The 16,818-nt window shown below is 60.0% G+C and carries 12 protein-coding genes; 3 read left to right on the forward strand and 9 right to left on the reverse strand.

Annotated elements, in window-relative coordinates; genetic code table 11:
- Positions 1-7: 7 nt before the first annotated feature.
- From egtD to FAES_RS14005, 3 genes are read right to left on the reverse strand one after another with little or no spacing between them, the layout of a single operon-like run.
- Positions 8-1,000, reverse strand: a complete 993-nt coding sequence (egtD, locus tag FAES_RS13995) for an L-histidine N(alpha)-methyltransferase (protein ID WP_015331878.1) — start codon at positions 998-1,000, stop codon at positions 8-10.
- 7 nt (positions 1,001-1,007) lie between these two features.
- Positions 1,008-2,180: an ergothioneine biosynthesis protein EgtB gene (egtB, locus tag FAES_RS14000; protein ID WP_015331879.1), complete on the reverse strand. Its 1,173-nt coding sequence runs from the start codon at positions 2,178-2,180 to the stop codon at positions 1,008-1,010.
- Between the two features lie 43 nt (positions 2,181-2,223).
- A complete protein-coding gene (locus FAES_RS14005; RefSeq protein ID WP_015331880.1) occupies positions 2,224-2,718 on the reverse strand; it encodes a DUF4126 family protein in 495 nt (164 codons plus the stop codon).
- Positions 2,719-2,806: 88 nt separating this feature from the next.
- Here FAES_RS14005 and FAES_RS14010 point away from each other — a divergent pair, with 88 nt between their 5' ends.
- From FAES_RS14010 to FAES_RS14020, 3 genes are all read left to right on the forward strand, one after another.
- The gene (locus FAES_RS14010) at positions 2,807-4,273 is read left to right on the forward strand and encodes an ATP-binding cassette domain-containing protein (RefSeq protein ID WP_015331882.1); all 1,467 of its coding nucleotides are present in this window, start codon (positions 2,807-2,809) and stop codon (positions 4,271-4,273) included.
- 75 nt (positions 4,274-4,348) lie between these two features.
- The gene (locus FAES_RS14015) at positions 4,349-5,227 is read left to right on the forward strand and encodes a bifunctional 5,10-methylenetetrahydrofolate dehydrogenase/5,10-methenyltetrahydrofolate cyclohydrolase (protein ID WP_015331883.1); all 879 of its coding nucleotides are present in this window, start codon (positions 4,349-4,351) and stop codon (positions 5,225-5,227) included.
- Positions 5,228-5,325: 98 nt separating this feature from the next.
- Positions 5,326-7,179 carry a family 10 glycosylhydrolase gene (locus FAES_RS14020; protein WP_015331884.1) on the forward strand — a complete coding sequence of 618 codons (1,854 nt, stop codon included), beginning with the start codon at positions 5,326-5,328 and terminating at the stop codon, positions 7,177-7,179.
- A 7-nt stretch (positions 7,180-7,186) separates the two neighbouring features.
- On the opposite strand, the gene FAES_RS14025 is transcribed toward FAES_RS14020, so the two are convergent.
- The 6 genes from FAES_RS14025 to FAES_RS14050 all read right to left on the reverse strand — a co-directional run bounded on the left by FAES_RS14025 (position 7,187) and on the right by FAES_RS14050 (position 16,755).
- Entirely contained in the window at positions 7,187-8,674 is a 1,488-nt protein-coding gene (locus tag FAES_RS14025; protein WP_015331885.1) for an efflux transporter outer membrane subunit, read from the reverse strand.
- The gene (locus FAES_RS14030; protein WP_041257875.1) at positions 8,652-11,846 is read right to left on the reverse strand and encodes an efflux RND transporter permease subunit; all 3,195 of its coding nucleotides are present in this window, start codon (positions 11,844-11,846) and stop codon (positions 8,652-8,654) included. Before FAES_RS14030 ends, FAES_RS14025 begins: the two co-directional genes overlap by 23 nt.
- 65 nt (positions 11,847-11,911) lie before the next feature.
- A complete protein-coding gene (locus FAES_RS14035) occupies positions 11,912-13,048 on the reverse strand; it encodes an efflux RND transporter periplasmic adaptor subunit (protein ID WP_015331887.1) in 1,137 nt (378 codons plus the stop codon).
- A 312-nt stretch (positions 13,049-13,360) separates the two neighbouring features.
- Positions 13,361-15,076, reverse strand: coding sequence for a tetratricopeptide repeat protein (locus tag FAES_RS14040; protein WP_041257876.1), 1,716 nt, complete (start codon positions 15,074-15,076; stop codon positions 13,361-13,363).
- 113 nt (positions 15,077-15,189) lie between these two features.
- Entirely contained in the window at positions 15,190-15,414 is a 225-nt protein-coding gene (locus tag FAES_RS14045) for a heavy-metal-associated domain-containing protein (RefSeq protein ID WP_015331889.1), read from the reverse strand.
- Positions 15,415-15,507: 93 nt separating this feature from the next.
- Complete coding sequence (locus FAES_RS14050; RefSeq protein ID WP_041258955.1) at positions 15,508-16,755, reverse strand: cation:proton antiporter; 1,248 nt, start codon at positions 16,753-16,755, stop codon at positions 15,508-15,510.
- Positions 16,756-16,818 lie beyond the last annotated feature (63 nt).

Below are 16,818 nucleotides of genomic sequence, written 5' to 3' on the forward strand. Positions count from 1 at the left end.
CCCGAAACTAACTTTTCCTGTACACCACGTCGGCGAAATAATGGCGGCAATCGGTGAGCCACTGGGTGAGCGCAAAGCCTGTTTGTGAGGCAAGCTGCTCAATACCATCCCGAGTGAACTTCCGCGAGATTTCGGTGTGAATGAAGTCGCCGTAGGCAAACGGCACGGTCATATCCAGCGCCCGAATGTTGACAGTCTGTTTGGTTTGGCTGATCAGGTAGCTGCGCGCCTCACCCGATTCGGGATCATACAGTTCGTAATGATCGAAGGCAGCGAGGTTAAAGTCGGCGTCGAGGTCGCGGTTGAGGCGACGGAGCAGATTGAGGTTAAACGCTTTGGTTAGTCCCTCCCGGTCGTTGTAGGCGGCGTGGATCACGGCGGGGTGTTTTTGCAGGTCGAAACCCGTCAGCACGAGATCGCCCGGCTGCAGCTGCTGGCTAATCTGCGCGTAGAACGCAACGGCATCCGCAGGCGCAAAATTGCCGATGTTGGAGCCCAGAAACAGTACCACCTGCCGGGGCGCATCAGCGCCTTCGGTCGCTTGGTGGGTCAGTTGAGCCAGTGCTTCGGTGTAGTCGCCCAGTTGCGGCTGCACGGCCAACGCGGGCAACTTCTGCCGCAGATCGGCCGTGAGCCCGTCCAGCGCCGCCGCCGAGATATCGACAGGTACGTAGGTGAAACGAGCCCCCTGCTCCACAAAATGCGAGAGCAACAGCTTGGTTTTCAGGCCATCGCCTGCGCCGAGTTCAATCAGGTTGAAAGGCCGGTTGTCGGCGGCAAACAGGCTCAGTAGCTGCTCCTTGTTCGTATCCAGAATTTCATACTCGCTGCGGGTGAGGTAGTACTCGGGCAGGTGCATGATTTCGCTGAAGAGCCGACTGCCTTCATCGTCGTAAAAAAAACGGGATGACAGCCGTTTGGGCTGGCTCGTAAGGCCCCGGCGCACTTCGTCGGCGAGGACCGGGTCGAAAGCCGCTACGTTGGGTTGGTCGAGGGTCATGATGTGGTTAGTAGGCCAGCCGGATACCGGTGTATTGCCACTGTTTGTCGGGTTGGAAAAAATTGCGGTAGGTAGGCCGGATCGACTCGGGTGGCGTGGCTACCGAGGCCCCACGCAGGACCATCTGACTGCTCATGAACTTGCCATTGTATTCGCCCACAGCACCCGGCGCGGTGGCGAAGCCGGGGTAGGGGAGATAAGCCGATCCCGTCCATTCCCAGCGTTGGCCCGTGTTGGGCAAGCCCTGTAGCCGGGCCGTTTCCCACTCGAACTCACTCGGCAGGCGCATGCCCCGCCAGCGGGCGTAGGCGTCGGCTTCGTAGAAACTGACGTGGCAAACCGGGGCCTCGGGGTCGATGGGTTGCAGGCCCGCGAAGGTGTAGTGTTGCCACTGCCCATCGACGGGATGCCAGTAGAGTGGCGACCGAACCCGGTTAGCGTTGACCCAGGCCCAGCCGTCGGACAGCCAGTGCTGAAACTGCTCATAGCCCCCCGCTTCTAGGAAAGCAAGGTACTCCGCGTTGGTCACCAACGTACCTGACAGCGTGGTCGTGTTCAGGTACGTTCGGTGGGCGCCCAATTCGTTGTCAAAGCAGAAGCCGTCTCCCTGATAACCAACGGTATACACCCCTTCGGCCACCGTAACGGGTGTTGCCGCAGACTGAGGCGTATGCTCTTCGACGGGTATCTCGAGCGGCGGGAAAAGCGGGTTGTGCCCCAGCGTGTATTTGATGTCGGTAACAAGCAGTTCCTGATGTTGCCGTTCGTGTTCGATGCCGAGCGTTATCAGGTTGGTCAGCGTATCGTCGGGCGAAAAGTCGGTCAGGAAACGGTCCATCTGCTCGTCCACGTAGGTCCGGTACCGAAACACCTCGGCCACGGTGGGGCGGCTGAGGTTCCCCCGTTGGGTACGTAACGACCGCCGACCAACCGTCTCGTAATAGCTGTTGAACACGAAGCTGAATTCGTCGTGAAAAACGCGATACCCCGGCAGGTTAGGCTGGAGCACAAACGTTTCCCAGAACCAGGTGGTGTGGCCCAGGTGCCATTTGGCCGGCGAGGCGTCGGGCATCGGCTGGACCACGTAGTCTTCGGTTTCGAGCCCGGCGCAAAGCTGTATTGTCTGGGTGCGAACCTGCTGGAACGAGGCCGCCAGCGTATCGGAAGGAGCAAGGATCATAAACGGAAAAGGTGGGCGATTCGGTCTGTCCCTAGTAAACCCGTTAGCTAGCCGAAGTGTTACCGGTGGCTATTGTGTTAGCAACCTGCCAACCAGCCCCGAGGGTAAGCGCATCTTCCAGCAGCGCCACCGCCGTGTCGGGGAGCCCTCGCTCGTGTGTCAGGTAACGACGTAGGTGGAAGAAGGCAAACGTACCCACCAGCGCGCCCGCCGCGCCCAGCACAGCGCCAAATCGGCCCGATTGGCCCTGTGCTTCGCCAACGGCCGCCCCACAAACGGCCCCCGATGCCAGCCGAACCATGAGCTGCGGGGGCGAGGTGCGGTCTGGCCCATTCGGGGCTTTGTCGCCCAGCAATTCGGTGCCAGCCAGTACTGTCAATGTTTTCGCGGCGTTGGGATTGGTCAGGAAGTGCAACCGGCTGTTGGCTAGCGGGTTGGCGGGCGATTGGCTCAGGTGGCGACTCAGCAGCGCCGGGGCTGAGAGGGCCCGCATACCGGCGACGACGCCGATCAGAAAGGGTGAAAATGAAGCTGTCATAGGAAAATAAGGTGTTGAAGGCTGAACCGCTGGCCCGCCATACTGTTCAGGTGCCAGAGTTTGTGGGCGTATCTTTGCCCCAGATCATATGCAACCTGACCAACCTCTCATTGCGTTAACCAACGCCACATTCCGGCGCGTTGGGGCATCGGCAAGCGGTCCTCCGTTTGCCTTGTCAAATCTGACCTGGGCGCTTCACCCTGGCGATCACTGGGCTATACTGGGGCCAACCGGCTCGGGCAAAAGCCTGTTTCTGGATGCACTAGCCGGGCGAGTCGGTGTGGCGGCGGGCCAACGGCGCTACGTGGCCGATCTGTCGCTGACGGCCATTAACCTGGTGCCCCGCGATTTTTCGTTCGATCGGCGGGTGGCGAGTGCGGCCCAATTCTACCAGCAACGCTACAGCGCCGATGCCGCCCAACTGGCGCCCACCGTCTGGGCCGTGTTGCAGGAACAGGTGTTGCCCGTCGGGACGGTCGACCCGGCGTCGGTGACGCTGCCGCCACCGGCGCATCCGGCCGACTGGCTGGCCGACGTGGCCCAAACCATGCAGATCACGCACCTGCTCGATCGCCCGCTGACGTCGCTCTCCAACGGCGAAACCCGCCGGACGTTGCTGGCCCGCACCCTGCTGCGCCGCCCGCGCGTGTTGCTACTCGATAACCCATTCGTTGGGCTGGATGCCCACAGCCGGGCACTGCTGCACGAAACGCTCAACCGCGTGGCGCAATCAGGGGTATCGCTGGTGCTGGTGACCGACGAGCGCGAAATCCCGACGGCCATTACCCATCGATTGCACCTGACAGCCCCCGCTCAAATCAGCAACACGCTCCCGACACCCGAACCAGTTCGGCGGGCACTAACGGCGGCGGATACGTTTACCAATGCCATCGTGCTGCGCGAGGTGCAGGTACGTTACGGCAATATGGTGGTGCTGGACAAGATCAGCTGGACGGTGCGGCGGGGGGAGAAATGGGCGTTGCTGGGGCCTAACGGGTCGGGGAAAAGTACGCTGCTGAGCCTGATTACGGCCGATAACCCGCAGGCCTATGCCAACCACGTCGAGCTGTTCGACCGGCGGCGCGGGGTGGGGCAGAGCATCTGGGCGGTGAAGCAACGCATGGGGTTTGTGTCGCCCGAACTGCATCTGTACTTCGATCGCAATACCACCGTCTGGTCGGCGGTAGCGTCGGGGCTGTTCGACTCGATGGGCCTGTTTCGTAAACTGACCGACGCGCAAACGATGCAGGTCACGGCCCAGCTACAGGCGCTGGACCTGTGGGCGCTACGCGACGAAACCCTGGCGTCGCTGTCGGTGGGCCAACAACGCTGGACCCTGCTGGCTCGGGCCCTGGTGAAACAACCACCCCTGTTGATCCTGGACGAACCCACGCAGGGCCTCGATACCCCCCACATTGACGCGTTCCGGACCCTCATCGACACCTATTGCGCGCAGGCCCCCGAGACGACGCTCATCTATGTGACGCACTACCCCGACGAGCTACCCCGCTGCATTACTCAAACGCTTCGGCTGGAGAAGGGGAGGGTTGTTTGACTGGTTGGTGTTTAAAGTTTGCCCCTCAAACTCCCACCCCTCCCTTATCTTCGCGCAACCATTATGTAGGGCATCATGATTCTTTTGGACGGTAAATTACTTTCTGCGCAGATCAAGCAGGAGATTGCGGCAGATGTCGCACAGATTAAGGCCGAGGGCGGTAAAATTCCCCATCTGGTCGCCATTCTGGTCGGAACGGCCGGGCGATCAGAGACCTACGTGGCCAGTAAGATGAAAAGTTGTGAAGAAGTCGGTATGCACTCGACGCTGATTCGGTTCGACGACGACGTGACCGAAGCCGAGCTGCTGGCCGCCGTGACCGACGTGAATAACAACCCGGACATGGACGGGCTGATCGTGCAACTGCCGCTACCGAAGCACATCAACCCCGACAAGGTGATGGAAACCATTCTGCCCGCCAAAGACGTCGACGGCTTTCACCCGATCAACATCGGACGCATGGCGAAAGGGTTACCCGCCTACGTGTCGGCCACGCCGCAGGGCATTCTGGAAATGCTCAAACGCTACGACATCTCTACCAGCGGTAAGCACTGCGTGGTGGTGGGCCGCAGCCAGATTGTGGGCCTGCCCATGAGCATCCTGATGCAGCGCAACGATTACCCCGGTAACTGCACCGTCACCCTGACACACTCGAAGACCCAAAACCTGGCCGAAATTTGCCGCTCCGCCGACATTCTGATCGCGGCGCTGGGCCGGCCCGAATTCATCACCGCCGATATGGTCAAAGAAGGCGCGGTGGTAATCGACGTGGGCCTCGAACGGGTACCGGACGCGACCAAGAAGAGCGGCTTTGCGCTGAAAGGCGACGTGAAGTTCGACGAGGTGGCTCCCAAAACCAGCTACATCACGCCCGTACCCGGCGGCGTTGGGCTGATGACCATCTGCTCGCTGATGCAGAACACGCTCAAAGCCGCCCGCCGCGAGGTGTATTAAGCGATACGCCCGTTACGCGTCGATGCGTTTTCCGAAACGGAAGGCATCGACGCGTACTCCATTGCCCCGATTTCCTAACCCTTGCTTACTCAACGTTAATGGCTGCACGTTTCCGCAACGTACTCCCTGTTTGGTGTCTTCTCTTTCTATGTGCGCTATGTGTGCTGCCCAGACCCGATGCGCTGGCCCAGCCCAAGCGCGAATTTCGGGCGGCCTGGATTGCCACGGTCAGCAATATCGACTGGCCATCGCGGCCGGGGCTGTCGGCCGATCAGCAGCGGGCCGAGTTTGTCAAGATCCTTACTCAGCATCAGCAGGCGGGGCTCAACGCGGTGGTCGTGCAGGTTCGTAGTGCCTGCGATGCGCTCTATCCGAGTGCGTTCGAGCCCTGGGCCGACGTGCTGACGGGGCGGCAGGGGCAGGCTCCCGACTATGACCCGCTGGCCTTTATGATTGCCGAATGCCACAAGCGGGGCCTGGAGTTTCATGCCTGGTTCAATCCATATCGGGCGGTGGCCAACACGCAGGTGGGTACGTTGCACGCGGCTCACATCGCCCGCAAACGCCCCGACTGGCTACTGGCGCAGGGCACATTGCGCATTCTGAACCCTGGCCTGCCTGCCGTGCGTAACTACGTCGCGGGCGTGATTATGGACGTGGTGCGGCGCTACGACATCGACGGCGTTCATTTCGACGACTACTTCTATCCCTATCCGCCCGGCCCAGGTACGTTGCCGTTCAACGACGACGCCACCTTTGCGGCCAACAAACGGGGCTTCACTAACCGGGCGGCTTGGCGGCGCGATAACGTCAATCTTTTCATCAAACAGATGGCCGACAGCCTTCAGGCCACCAAACCCTGGGTGAAGTTTGGGGTGTCGCCGTTTGGTATCTGGCAAAACAAATCGGCGGCGCAACCGCTGGGGTCTACGAGTCGTGGCCTGCAAAGCTACAGCGACATCTACGCCGACTCGCGGCAGTGGATACAGGCGGGCTGGCTCGACTATGTAGCCCCGCAACTATACTGGAACAGCAAGCAGACGTCGGCTAATTACGGGCAACTGGTGCCGTGGTGGTCGGCCGTGGTACAGAGTAGCCCGGCTACGGCGGGCGTCAACCGGCACCTGTACATTGGGCAGGCGGCCTACCGGGTGGGCGCCGCGGGCGAAAGCGCGACCTGGAACGTAGCAGGCCATATGCCTGACCAGCTTCGGCTCAATCGTAGCACTGTGGCCGTGCAGGGTAGTATTTTCTACAACACCTCGACCTTCAACCGGAATCCGCTGGGCCTGCGTGACAGCCTGCGCACGGCGGCGTTTTACGGACGACCCGCCCTGCGCCCGGCTATGCCCTGGAAACACAACACGCCCCTGCCCGCACCCACACAATTACAGGCCGAGCGGCAAGGTAGTTGGGTAGCGTTACACTGGGAAAAGCCCTCAACAGTAGCGGACGAACTGAACCGCATCCGGCAGTTTGCGGTGTATCGCTTCATCGATGGGCAGGTGGTATCGACCGAAGATCCGACCGCGTTACTGGCGATCACCGCTACCGATACGACGGATTTTGTCGATGCCAACGTACCTGAGGGGCGCACCGTGCGCTACCTGGTAACGGCCCTGAACCGGCTGCATTCTGAAAGCCCGGCCAGCAACGTGGCGGTGGCATCGGCGGGCGCCGACGATGAACCGGCCGGGTTTGACTTGCGCCTGTCGCCCAACCCGGTCTCTGAACGGGTCGTGATCGATTACGACCTGCCTGCCGAATGCACGGTCCGGCTGGGCATCCGCGACACGTCGGGCCGGGCGATTACCCAACTACCCGAACAGCGACAAAGCGCCGGTACGTACAGCATTCTGTTTCGCCCTACCCAACTACCCAGCGGGGTGTATTTCGTGGTGTTGCAGGCCAATGGCCACGAGCTTTCCCGCCGGATGCTGGTGGCGCACTAAGCGAATTCTATTCCCATCCGCCGCCCAGGGCGCGGTACAAATCGGTCATGGCCAGAAACTGCGCCTGCTTCGTGTTGATGAGCGCCAGTTCGGCCTCTAGTACGCTGCGTTGGGCGGTGATCACTTCCAGATAGGAGGCGTAACCGCTGGCAAACAGGTCATTGGAGGTGCTCACGGCCTGCCGAAGCGTAGTCACTTCCTGCGTTTGCCAGTTGGCTACCTGCCGGAAATTATCGACGGCCTGTAGCTGCGTGCTCACCTCACTGAAGCCCGTCAGCACCGTTTGCCGATAGCGGAAAAACGCCTCGCGGCTCTGGGCGATCGAGCCCCGGTAATTGGCCTTCAGAAAACGACGGTTGAACAGCGGCGCCGACAGCCCGCCTAATAGGCCCGCGGCAATCGAGCCGGGGTTGGTCAGCGTCGCGACGCGAAAGGCGTTGAGACCCAGGTAGGCCGAGAGGTTGAGGCTAGGCAGAAACTCGGCCCGGGCCACGTCGACATCCACGTTGGTGGCCTGAAGCTCCAGTTCGGCCTGCCGGATGTCGGGGCGCCGAACGAGCATCTGCACGGGGAGGCCCGTCGGCGCCTGACCCGGTAATTCACGGTCTTCCAGCGACCGGCCGCGTGCAATGGGCTGCGGGTAGCGGCCCAGTAATTGATTCAGTTCGTTCTCGGCCTGCGCCGCCTGCTGACGTACCTGACCCTGGCGGCTGCGGGTATTCAGCAACTGCGCGGCAAACTGCTGCACGGCCAGCTCGGTCACCCGGCCCGCCTGTTTCTGCACCCGGACCAATTCGAGGGCTCGTTGCTGAAAATCAATGTTTTCCTGGATGATGTTCAACTCGCCATCCAGGGCCAGCAAGGCGTAATAATACCGCGCCACCTGCGCCACCAGACTCGTCACCACGGCCTGCCGACCCCGTTCCGACGCCAGCAACCGCAGGTAAGCGGCCTTACGTCGATTGCGGAGTTTGCCCCAGATGTCGAGTTCCCAGGTGCTGCGAAAGCCGAGGAAATAGTCGGGCGTCGGGTTGGGGATGAGCTTATCGCCCCGGATGTTGTTCGACAGGTTCGTGTCGAAGTTACCCACGCCGTTGAGCGTATACTGCCCGTAGCGGTCGACCCCCGCCGAGGCTGTCGCGTTGATCTGCGGTGCCAGAAACCCCCGGCTGTACTCAAACGTAGCGCGAGCCTGCTCGATGCGTTGCAGGGCAATGCGTAGGTCGAGGTTGTTGGTCAGTGCCGTGTCGATCAGTGCCACCAGCGCCGGTTCGGCGAAAAACGCCCGCCACGACTGACCGGCAATGGACGTTGAGTCGTTGGCGTAGTTGGTTTGTCGGCTAAACGAAGCGGGCACCGACGTGTTGCGACTGTCGCTGAGTGGTACGGCTTCGGGCTGAAACAGGGGTTTTACTGACTGACAGCCCGCCAGCAGCGCCAGCGCCGCCAGATAGCCGGTTTTCTTTATTAGATCAGGAATGAACAATCGTACCATTAACGTGCTGTTGTGTGGACACTGAAGTCATTGGCGCCTCGTCTTCGTCGTCGGGCGTCGTTTGGTTGCCGGAGCGTTCGCCTAATTTGGCGAAGAAGACATAGAGCCCCGGAATCAGCACCAGCCCGAAGACCGTGCCGATAAGCATGCCCCCGGCGGCGGCGGTGCCGATGGAGCGGTTACCGAGGGCCCCCGCCCCCGATGCGATGCAAAGCGGAATCAGCCCGGCGATAAAGGCGAAGGAGGTCATCAGGATGGGGCGCAGGCGTGATACGGCCCCCTCGAGGGCAGCGTCGAGAATGGAAGCTCCTTCCTGCTTTCTCTGATTGGCAAATTCAACGATCAGAATGGCGTTTTTGCCCAATAGCCCGATGAGCATCACGAGCGATACCTGCGCGTAAATGTTGTTTTGCAGGCCCGCCAGTTGCAGGCAAAGGAAAGCGCCGAACACCCCCGTTGGCAGCGAGAGCAGTACGGGCAGCGGCAGTAGCAGACTTTCATACTGGGCCACCAACAGCAGGTATACAAACACCAGACAGATGCCGAAAATGTAAATGGCTTGGTTACCCGACAGCACCTCTTCGCGCGACATCCCCGACCATTCGTAGCCGAATCCTTTGGGCAGCGATTCGGCAGCCACTTCCTGAATAGCCCGGATGGCGTCGCCGCTACTGTAGCCCGGTGTGGCGTCGCCGTTGATTATGGCCGAGGTGTACATGTTGTAGCGCGTGAGCTGCTCGGGACCGTAGACCCGCTCAAGCCGGACGAAGTTGGTGTAGGGTACCATCTCGCCCTGATCGTTCTTCACGCGCATGTTCAGCACGTCCTCGGGCTTGGAGCGGTAGCGCGGATCGGCCTGCACCATCACCTTATACATCTGCCCGAACCGGATGAAGTTGGACGCGTAATAGCTACCCATCAGCGTTTGCAGGGTGCTCATCGCGTTGTCGATAGAAACGCCCTGCTGCGCCGCCTTTTCCTGATCAACGTGCAGCAGGTACTGGGGGAAACTGGGGTCGAAGCTGGTAAAGGCGTCCCGGATTTCAGGCCGTTTTTTCAGCGCGGCCATAAAGTCTTTGGCGGCGTCGGCGGTCTGTTGCAGGTCGCCACTCCGGCCCCGGTCGAGCAGGCGAAGCTCAAAACCGCTGGAGTTACCAAAGCCGGGCACGGTCGGCGGCGGGAAAAACTGAATGCTGGCGTCGGTGATGCCCTTGGTTTCTTCTTCCAGCCGCTCGATCAACTCCTGTACCGACTCGGCGCGTTCTTCCCAGGGCTTGAGGTTGATCATGCCCATGCCGTAGGACGCCCCGGCCCCGTCGGTGAGCAGGCTGTAGCCCGCCAGCGTCGAGACGTTTTCGACCGCTTCCATGTCGGAAGCCACCGCTTCAATCGCATCCAGCACCTTTTCCGTCCGCGACACGGTGGCCCCAGCGGGCGTCGTGACGTTGACGTAGATCATGCCCTGATCTTCGGTCGGGATAAAGCCGCCGGGCAGGATGGTGCTGATGCCCCACGTACCCAGCACGAACAGCGCCAGAATACCCCAGGTAATGGCCCCCCGGTTGATGATGCGCCGGAGCAGCGACTGATACCAACGGGCTAGTGACTCGTAACCCCGGTTGAACCCGGCAAAGAACCGACCGACCAAGCCTTTCTTTTCGCCGTGGTTGGCCCGCAGCAGCAGCGCGCAGAGGGCGGGCGTGAGCGTAAGGGCGTTGACCCCCGAGATCACGATGGCAATGGCCAGCGTCAGCGAAAACTGCCGGTAGAAGATCCCCACCGGACCCGACATGAACGCCACCGGCACAAATACCGCCGACATGACGAGCGTGATCGCCACGATGGCCCCGGCGATGTCGCCCATGGCGGCGAAGGTAGCCGCCCGCGGTTTCATGTGGTCGAGTTCCATCTTGGCGTGCACGGCTTCCACCACCACAATGGCGTTATCGACCACAATCCCGATGGCCAGCACCAGCGCGAACAAGGTGAGCAGGTTGATCGAAAAGCCGATCATGCTCATGAAGGCGAACGTACCCACCAAGGCCACCGGCACCGCCAGCGCGCAGATGAGCGTGGAGCGCCAGTCTTGCAGGAACAGGAAGACGATGATAAACACCAGCACGAAGGCCTCCATCAGGGTACGCACCACCTCATGGATGGAGGCGTCGAGGAAGCGCGACACGTCGTAGGCGTAGTTGTAGGTCATGCCCGGCGGAAATGAACTGGTTTTCAGCTCTTCCATCCGTTTCTTCACGTTGGCAATCACGTCGCGGGCGTTGGAGCCGGGCCGCTGCTTCAGCATGATGGCTGCCGAGGGTCGCCCATCCGTTTTCGACAGCACCTCGTAGCTGGCCGATCCAAATTCGACTTCGGCCACATCCCGCAACCGCAGGAACGACCCGTCGGGGTTGGTCCGCAGCACCAGGTCTTCGTATTGCTTCGGCTCGAAAAACTTACCCGTGTACCGAAGCACGTATTGCAGCACCTGCGGGTCGCGGTCGGCGCTTTCACCCGCTTTGCCCGGCGCAGCTTCCACGTTCTGCCGCCGGATGGCCTGCACCACGTCGTCGGCCGAGACTTCGTAGACCGTCATGCGGTCGGGCTTGAGCCACACGCGCATCGAGTAATCGCGGTTGCCCATGATGGCGGCAAACCCCACACCGTCGATGCGTTTTAGCTCCGCCAGCACGTTGATGTCGGCGAAGTTGTAAATGAATTTCTCGTCGACCGACGGGTCGCTGCTGACAATGTTGAGGTACAGCAGCATACTGTTTACTTCCTTCTCCGTAACCACCCCGGCCTTGATCACTTCCTCGGGTAGCTCATCGAGTACCGTTGTCACGCGGTTCTGCACGTTGACGGCCGCCAGATCGGGGTCGGTGCCGACTTTAAAGAAGATGGTGATGAGCGTGGTGCCGTCGTTACCCGAAATCGACGTCATGTACGTCATGTCGGGGACGCCGTTGATGGCTCGTTCGAGGGGCGTCGCCACGGCCTTCACGCAAACGTCGGCGCTGGCACCGGTGTATTTGGTGGTTACCGTTACCGACGGGGGCACGATGTCGGGAAACTGCGTGACGGGCAGCCCGGTAAGGGCCAGCACACCCAGCAGCACAATCAGTACCGAAATAACGGTCGATAGTAACGGCCTCTTGATGAACGTGTTGAACATAGGGATATGGGGCATGGGTCATCCGTTCACGGCGAAGCGAATGACCGACAAAGACAGGAAAGAGGCTACTGCACGGACGCGAAGAGAATCTTCAGGCTGTCGGCATCGAGCGGGCGCGGCACGATCTTCATCCCGTCTTTCAGGCTCTGAATACCTTCGTAGACCACCCGGTCACCGGCTTTCAGACCCGACTGCACGATGTAAAACTGCTCAACGCGGCTGCGGGGCACAAAGGGGCGGATGCGTACTTTGTTGCCCCCGTCGACCACATACACGAAGTTTTTGTCCTGCACCTCAAACACCGCTTTCTGCGGCACGAGCAGGGCGTCGTCGACATCGTTACTCAGGCGAATTTTGCCCGTCGAGCCGTGCCGGAGCAACTGTTTGGGATTCGGGAAACGCGCCCGGAAAGCGATGGTACCCGAGTTGCCTTCAAAGATGGTTTCGGTGGTTTCAATTTTGCCCTTGTAAGGGTAATGCGTGTCGTCGGCTAGCACCAGTTCCACCTCCCGAATGGTGGTCTTGTTCGGGTCGTGCCGTTTTTTGATGAAAGCCAGATATTCTTTCTCCGATACGTTGAAATAGCCATACATCTCACGCAGATCGGAAATGGTCGTCAGCAGGGCACCTTCTTCGACCAGGCTACCGCGTTTGAACGGAAGGCGGTTGATCACCCCGTTGAACGGCGCACGAATGTTGGTGAGTGAAACCAGCAATTGGGCGTTGGCCAGCGACGCTTTCGCCTGATCGATAGCCGCCCGGGCCGACGATACTTTGGCGCGGGCGAGCTTCAGTTCCGACGCCGAGATGACGTTTTTGTCGACCAGCAGCTTGACGCGATCCATCTCCACCAGTGCCGATTGTTCCTGGGCGGTAGCACTTTCGATGCTGGCCCGTGCCTCGGCAATTTTTACGTTGTACTCGGCGGGGTTGAGCTGAAACAGCAACTGACCCTGCTTCACCGATTGCCCTTCGTCGACGAGGATTTTGTCGAGATACCCGCCCACCCGGGCGCGTACTTCCACGTTCTGTACGGCTTCCAGGTTACCGGCATAGTCGTGGTCGAGGGTGGCGTCTTGCCGGGTAAGCTGAACGATGGGGAGTTCAGGGGCGGCTTCGGCCTGTTTGGTCTCTTTCTGACCAGAGCAGGCTGACAACAGCAGGCCCGAAAGCAGGAGTTTTATCGTTGAGTTTGGCGTCATGTGATCAAGCCGGAGTGGCGAGCAAACACGTGGGTGGACGACGGATCAAAGTTGATCGAATCGAGGCTATGCAATTAACTCCCTTTTAATTGAGGATGTCCTTAGAAAATTATTAGAAAGTGCTTAGAAATAGCGAGATAAGCAGGGTTTAGCTTCTAATAATGCAAAAACATAAGTGCTTAATGATAAACAGTCAGTCGCCCCTGTCGCATTTATGAGCCTAGCCCATTGGTTAAAACAAAACCGCTACCATAGATCGGGCTTCGGTAGCGGTCGAGGTCAACAAACTGACTCATACTCAATTGATCACGGTTATTGTCCGCTGGCGTCGGGTGCGTCGTTGGTCGCGATCTTCGCCAGGTCTTTGTTGTTGGGTAGCCAAGCCATCCCTTTCTGGAGCCATTCGTTCCGGGCGGTGGCATCTTGGGTAACCAGTTCGTGGTACGAGATCAGGTACTTAAAGGCCAGCGCCAGGTCTTTGCTGTAGCGGGTACGTTCGTCGGGCTTGTCGGTAACCATGGTGATGAACTGCTCGAAGAACGGTTTAGCCAATCCCTTGCGTACGGCTTCTTCGGGCGTATAGGCGTAGTACTTCGCCTTGGCCCGATACAGCACCGTGGGTACGTAGGCGGGTGATTGCTGCTGCGCCAGCGCCAGGGCCGAGTCGGCTTTGGCAAACCGGAGGGTGTCGCGGGTAAACTTGCCTAGGCTGTCGCGGGCAAAGCCCAGCGTGTAGTTGCTCATGCCGTAGCGGAACAAATCCTGCACGTCGGCCTTGAAGCCGTGGCTGGCGGCTGAGTCGAGCGCGGCGACGGCCTGCGGGTGCTTTTTGGCCCGGTAATAATATTTGGCCATGTCGCTATACAGGTTGTCGGCGGTGTCGAAGGGAGCGGCCTTTTCCAGGTACGTTACTCCGATGGAATCACGTCCGGCCTGGGTTGAGTCGGCGGCTCCGTCTACGGCGGTCAGGTACGCCCGTCCAAGGTATTTATAGTCGTCGTAGATCACCTTCTGCGGCGCTCGTTCGATAAACGTGGTCAGGCTTTGGATGGCTTTCTGCGGCTGTTTCAGCGACGCATAAGCCCAGCCTTCCATGCGGTAAACGATCGGGTTCTGGCCCAGCACGGCCCGGTTGCTGTCGATCACGTCGATAGCCTTCTGGTATTCGTTGCCCAGAAAATGAAACTGGGCCGACCGCAGCAGCATCTCCGGGCGGGTGTCGTTGGCCACGCGGATGTACTGATCGGTGTAGTTGGCCGCGTCTTTGTAGCGGTTGACGAGGTAATACAACTCGGCCAATTGCCGGTAGGCCGGGGCGTAGGTAGGGACGGTTTCGATCGCTTTCTTGTAATTCTCGACCGCCAGATTCAGGTTTTTACCCTGCCAATAGATATCGCCGATGCGTTGGTAAACGCGGGCCGGGTTCATGCCCAGTTCAAGGGCACTTTCGTAGCGTGATACGGCCGTGCCGGCGTCGCGGTTCAGGTAATGGGCATCACCCAGCGTTAACTGGATATCGGCGTTCTTTTTACCCCGTTCGCTTGCCTGATTGAGCAGTTCGATGGCTTTGGGCGCGTTGACGGCCATCGGGTAGCGGGGTTTGATCGAGCCGCTGTCGGGCGTGAGGTAACCCGTATAGGCCTCGCCCAGCCTGTACAGAATATCGGCGTTTTTGCCTTTGCTCCGTTTCAGCACCTCGTCGATCTGTGCGTTGGCGTTAGGGTCTTTCTGGACCAGGTACGTGATGGCTAGCCCGGTTGCGTTGAGCGGAACCCGTTTTTCGTCCATTGCCTGCCCTTTCTCGAACCAGCTACGGGCCGAGTCGGGTTGGCCGGCGCGCAGGTAGCCATAGCCAGCGTCGAAATAGGCCTGCATGGATGGGGTCTGCTGCGCCTGACGGGCCAGAAGTTGGGTGGCCTCGCTGAACCGGCCCAGGCTCATGAGCGTGGTCGGGTCGGCGGTTGGCGTCTGCGCCAGGGAGGTGGTTGTCAGCCCGGTTAATAGCAACAGCTTTATGTGCGTTTTCATGTCGTTGATGCGGTTTGGGTTCCCGACCGGAGTGGTGACTGGGAACCTCCGCAAATTGACACAAGCAACTAAGAGCCGACTTAAGATCTACTTAGAATTCGCTTAGAGGCGATTCAGGCGTCGGGTTGCACCAGCTCCGCCGTGTAGCCCGCCTGCGCAACGGCCTGCTTCACCTGTTCGGCAATGCGGTTGTCGGTGGTCTGCACCGTCAGCAAGCGATCTGGGTGGTCGGTGTCGACGTTCCAGCCATCGATGTGGTCGATGGCATTCAGCGGTTGCGTGACGGCCAGAATGGCCTCGCTGCTGCGGAGGTTCGTTTTGAAATTAAGCGTTTCCATGTGCAGATACGTTGGTTTAGGTACGTTAACCCGGGGCCGCGCGCTTTATCCCGAAAGAAGGAGGCACCGGCCCAGGCAACGTACCGGTCGAGGCTAGTCTGAGGTGGGGTAGAGCCGCCGGATAAGCCGTTCCATCGTCAGCCCCTGCCCGATCACCGAGAACAGCACAACGACGTAGGTGATGGTCACGATGAACGCTTTCTGCGGAATTGATTCGGGAATAGACAGCGCCATGGCCACCGACAGACCGCCCCGCAACCCACCCCAGGTGAGCATGAGTGGGGCGTTGGCGTCGAGATCGAGCCAGCGCCGGGCCAGGGTGAAGGGAATCAGGATGGCCAGGTACCGCGACAGCAGCACCAGCAGAATGACCAGCAAGTAGATGGTCCAGGGGCCGTTGCCGAACGGGATCACGAGCAGTTCAAGGCCAATCAGCACGAAAAGCAGCGCGTTCAGGATGCTGTCGATCAGCTCCCAGAATTTATCCACGTACTCTTCGGTCTGGTGGCTCATGGCGTCCTGCCGGGCCTTGTCGCCCACCAGCAGACCGGCAACGACCATCGCCAGCGGCCCCGAAATGTGAAGTTGCTGGGCCAGCAGGTAACCGCCCATCACACCCGCCACGGTCAGCAGCACTTCGGTCTGGTAGTGGTTAATCGAGCGCAGCAGCCAATAGAGCAGGTAGCCCAGGGCCAGCCCGAACAGCACGCCGCCGCCCGCTTCTTCCAGAAACGTCAGGCTGATATGCCCGAGCGTGACCGTGTCGGTTCCGCCAACCACCATTTCGTAGATGGTCGCAAAGACGACGACCCCCACGCCATCGTTGAAGAGCGATTCGCCCACGATGTTGATCTTGACGCTCTCGGGCAGCCGGAATTTGGCCAGAATACCCAGCACCGCAATGGGGTCGGTGGGGGAGATGAGCGCGCCAAACAGCAGGCAGAGCAGGTAGGGTAGCTCAAAGCCCAGCCCGTTGCCAATGTAATACAGCCCCGTGCCAACGAAGAAGGTGCTCAGCAAAACGCCCACAAAGGCAAACAGCATCACCGACCGCCGCTCGACCCGCAGCCGGGCAGCGTCGGTATGAAAGGCCCCGGCAAACAGCAGGAAGCTGAGCATGACATCGAACAGCACTTCGCCGAAATCGATCTGGCCTACGCCCTGCCGCACCTGCTCCAGCAGACTGGGCGCAATGGCGTTGAGGCCGAGCATGGCGAGGGAAAACAGCAGCGACAGCACCATCACCCCGATGGCGTCAGGTAGTTTCAGGAAACGGGTGTTGAGGTAAGCCAGTAAGGAGGCGCCAACCAGCAACAGGGTAATTAAGGTAAACACGTTCATAAGAATGATGGGTTGAACATTCGGTTGCTTTTTTGTTTCACGTATGGGCTCGCTCGACTTAAT

The organism is Fibrella aestuarina BUZ 2 (assembly GCF_000331105.1).
GTDB classification, from domain to species: Bacteria; Bacteroidota; Bacteroidia; order Cytophagales; family Spirosomataceae; genus Fibrella; species Fibrella aestuarina.

Bases quoted from the DNA above. Each gene is read 5' to 3' on its own strand.
- egtD (WP_015331878.1), bottom strand. From the start codon at position 1,000: ATGACCCTCGACCAACCCAACGTAGCGGCTTTCGACCCGGTCCTCGCC.
- egtB (WP_015331879.1), bottom strand. From the start codon at position 2,180: ATGATCCTTGCTCCTTCCGATACGCTGGCGGCCTCGTTCCAGCAGGTT.
- FAES_RS14005 (WP_015331880.1), bottom strand. From the start codon at position 2,718: ATGACAGCTTCATTTTCACCCTTTCTGATCGGCGTCGTCGCCGGTATG.
- FAES_RS14010 (WP_015331882.1), top strand. From the start codon at position 2,807: ATGCAACCTGACCAACCTCTCATTGCGTTAACCAACGCCACATTCCGG.
- FAES_RS14015 (WP_015331883.1), top strand. From the start codon at position 4,349: ATGATTCTTTTGGACGGTAAATTACTTTCTGCGCAGATCAAGCAGGAG.
- FAES_RS14020 (WP_015331884.1), top strand. From the start codon at position 5,326: ATGGCTGCACGTTTCCGCAACGTACTCCCTGTTTGGTGTCTTCTCTTT.
- FAES_RS14025 (WP_015331885.1), bottom strand. From the start codon at position 8,674: ATGGTACGATTGTTCATTCCTGATCTAATAAAGAAAACCGGCTATCTG.
- FAES_RS14030 (WP_041257875.1), bottom strand. From the start codon at position 11,846: ATGTTCAACACGTTCATCAAGAGGCCGTTACTATCGACCGTTATTTCG.
- FAES_RS14035 (WP_015331887.1), bottom strand. From the start codon at position 13,048: ATGACGCCAAACTCAACGATAAAACTCCTGCTTTCGGGCCTGCTGTTG.
- FAES_RS14040 (WP_041257876.1), bottom strand. From the start codon at position 15,076: ATGAAAACGCACATAAAGCTGTTGCTATTAACCGGGCTGACAACCACC.
- FAES_RS14045 (WP_015331889.1), bottom strand. From the start codon at position 15,414: ATGGAAACGCTTAATTTCAAAACGAACCTCCGCAGCAGCGAGGCCATT.
- FAES_RS14050 (WP_041258955.1), bottom strand. From the start codon at position 16,755: ATGAACGTGTTTACCTTAATTACCCTGTTGCTGGTTGGCGCCTCCTTA.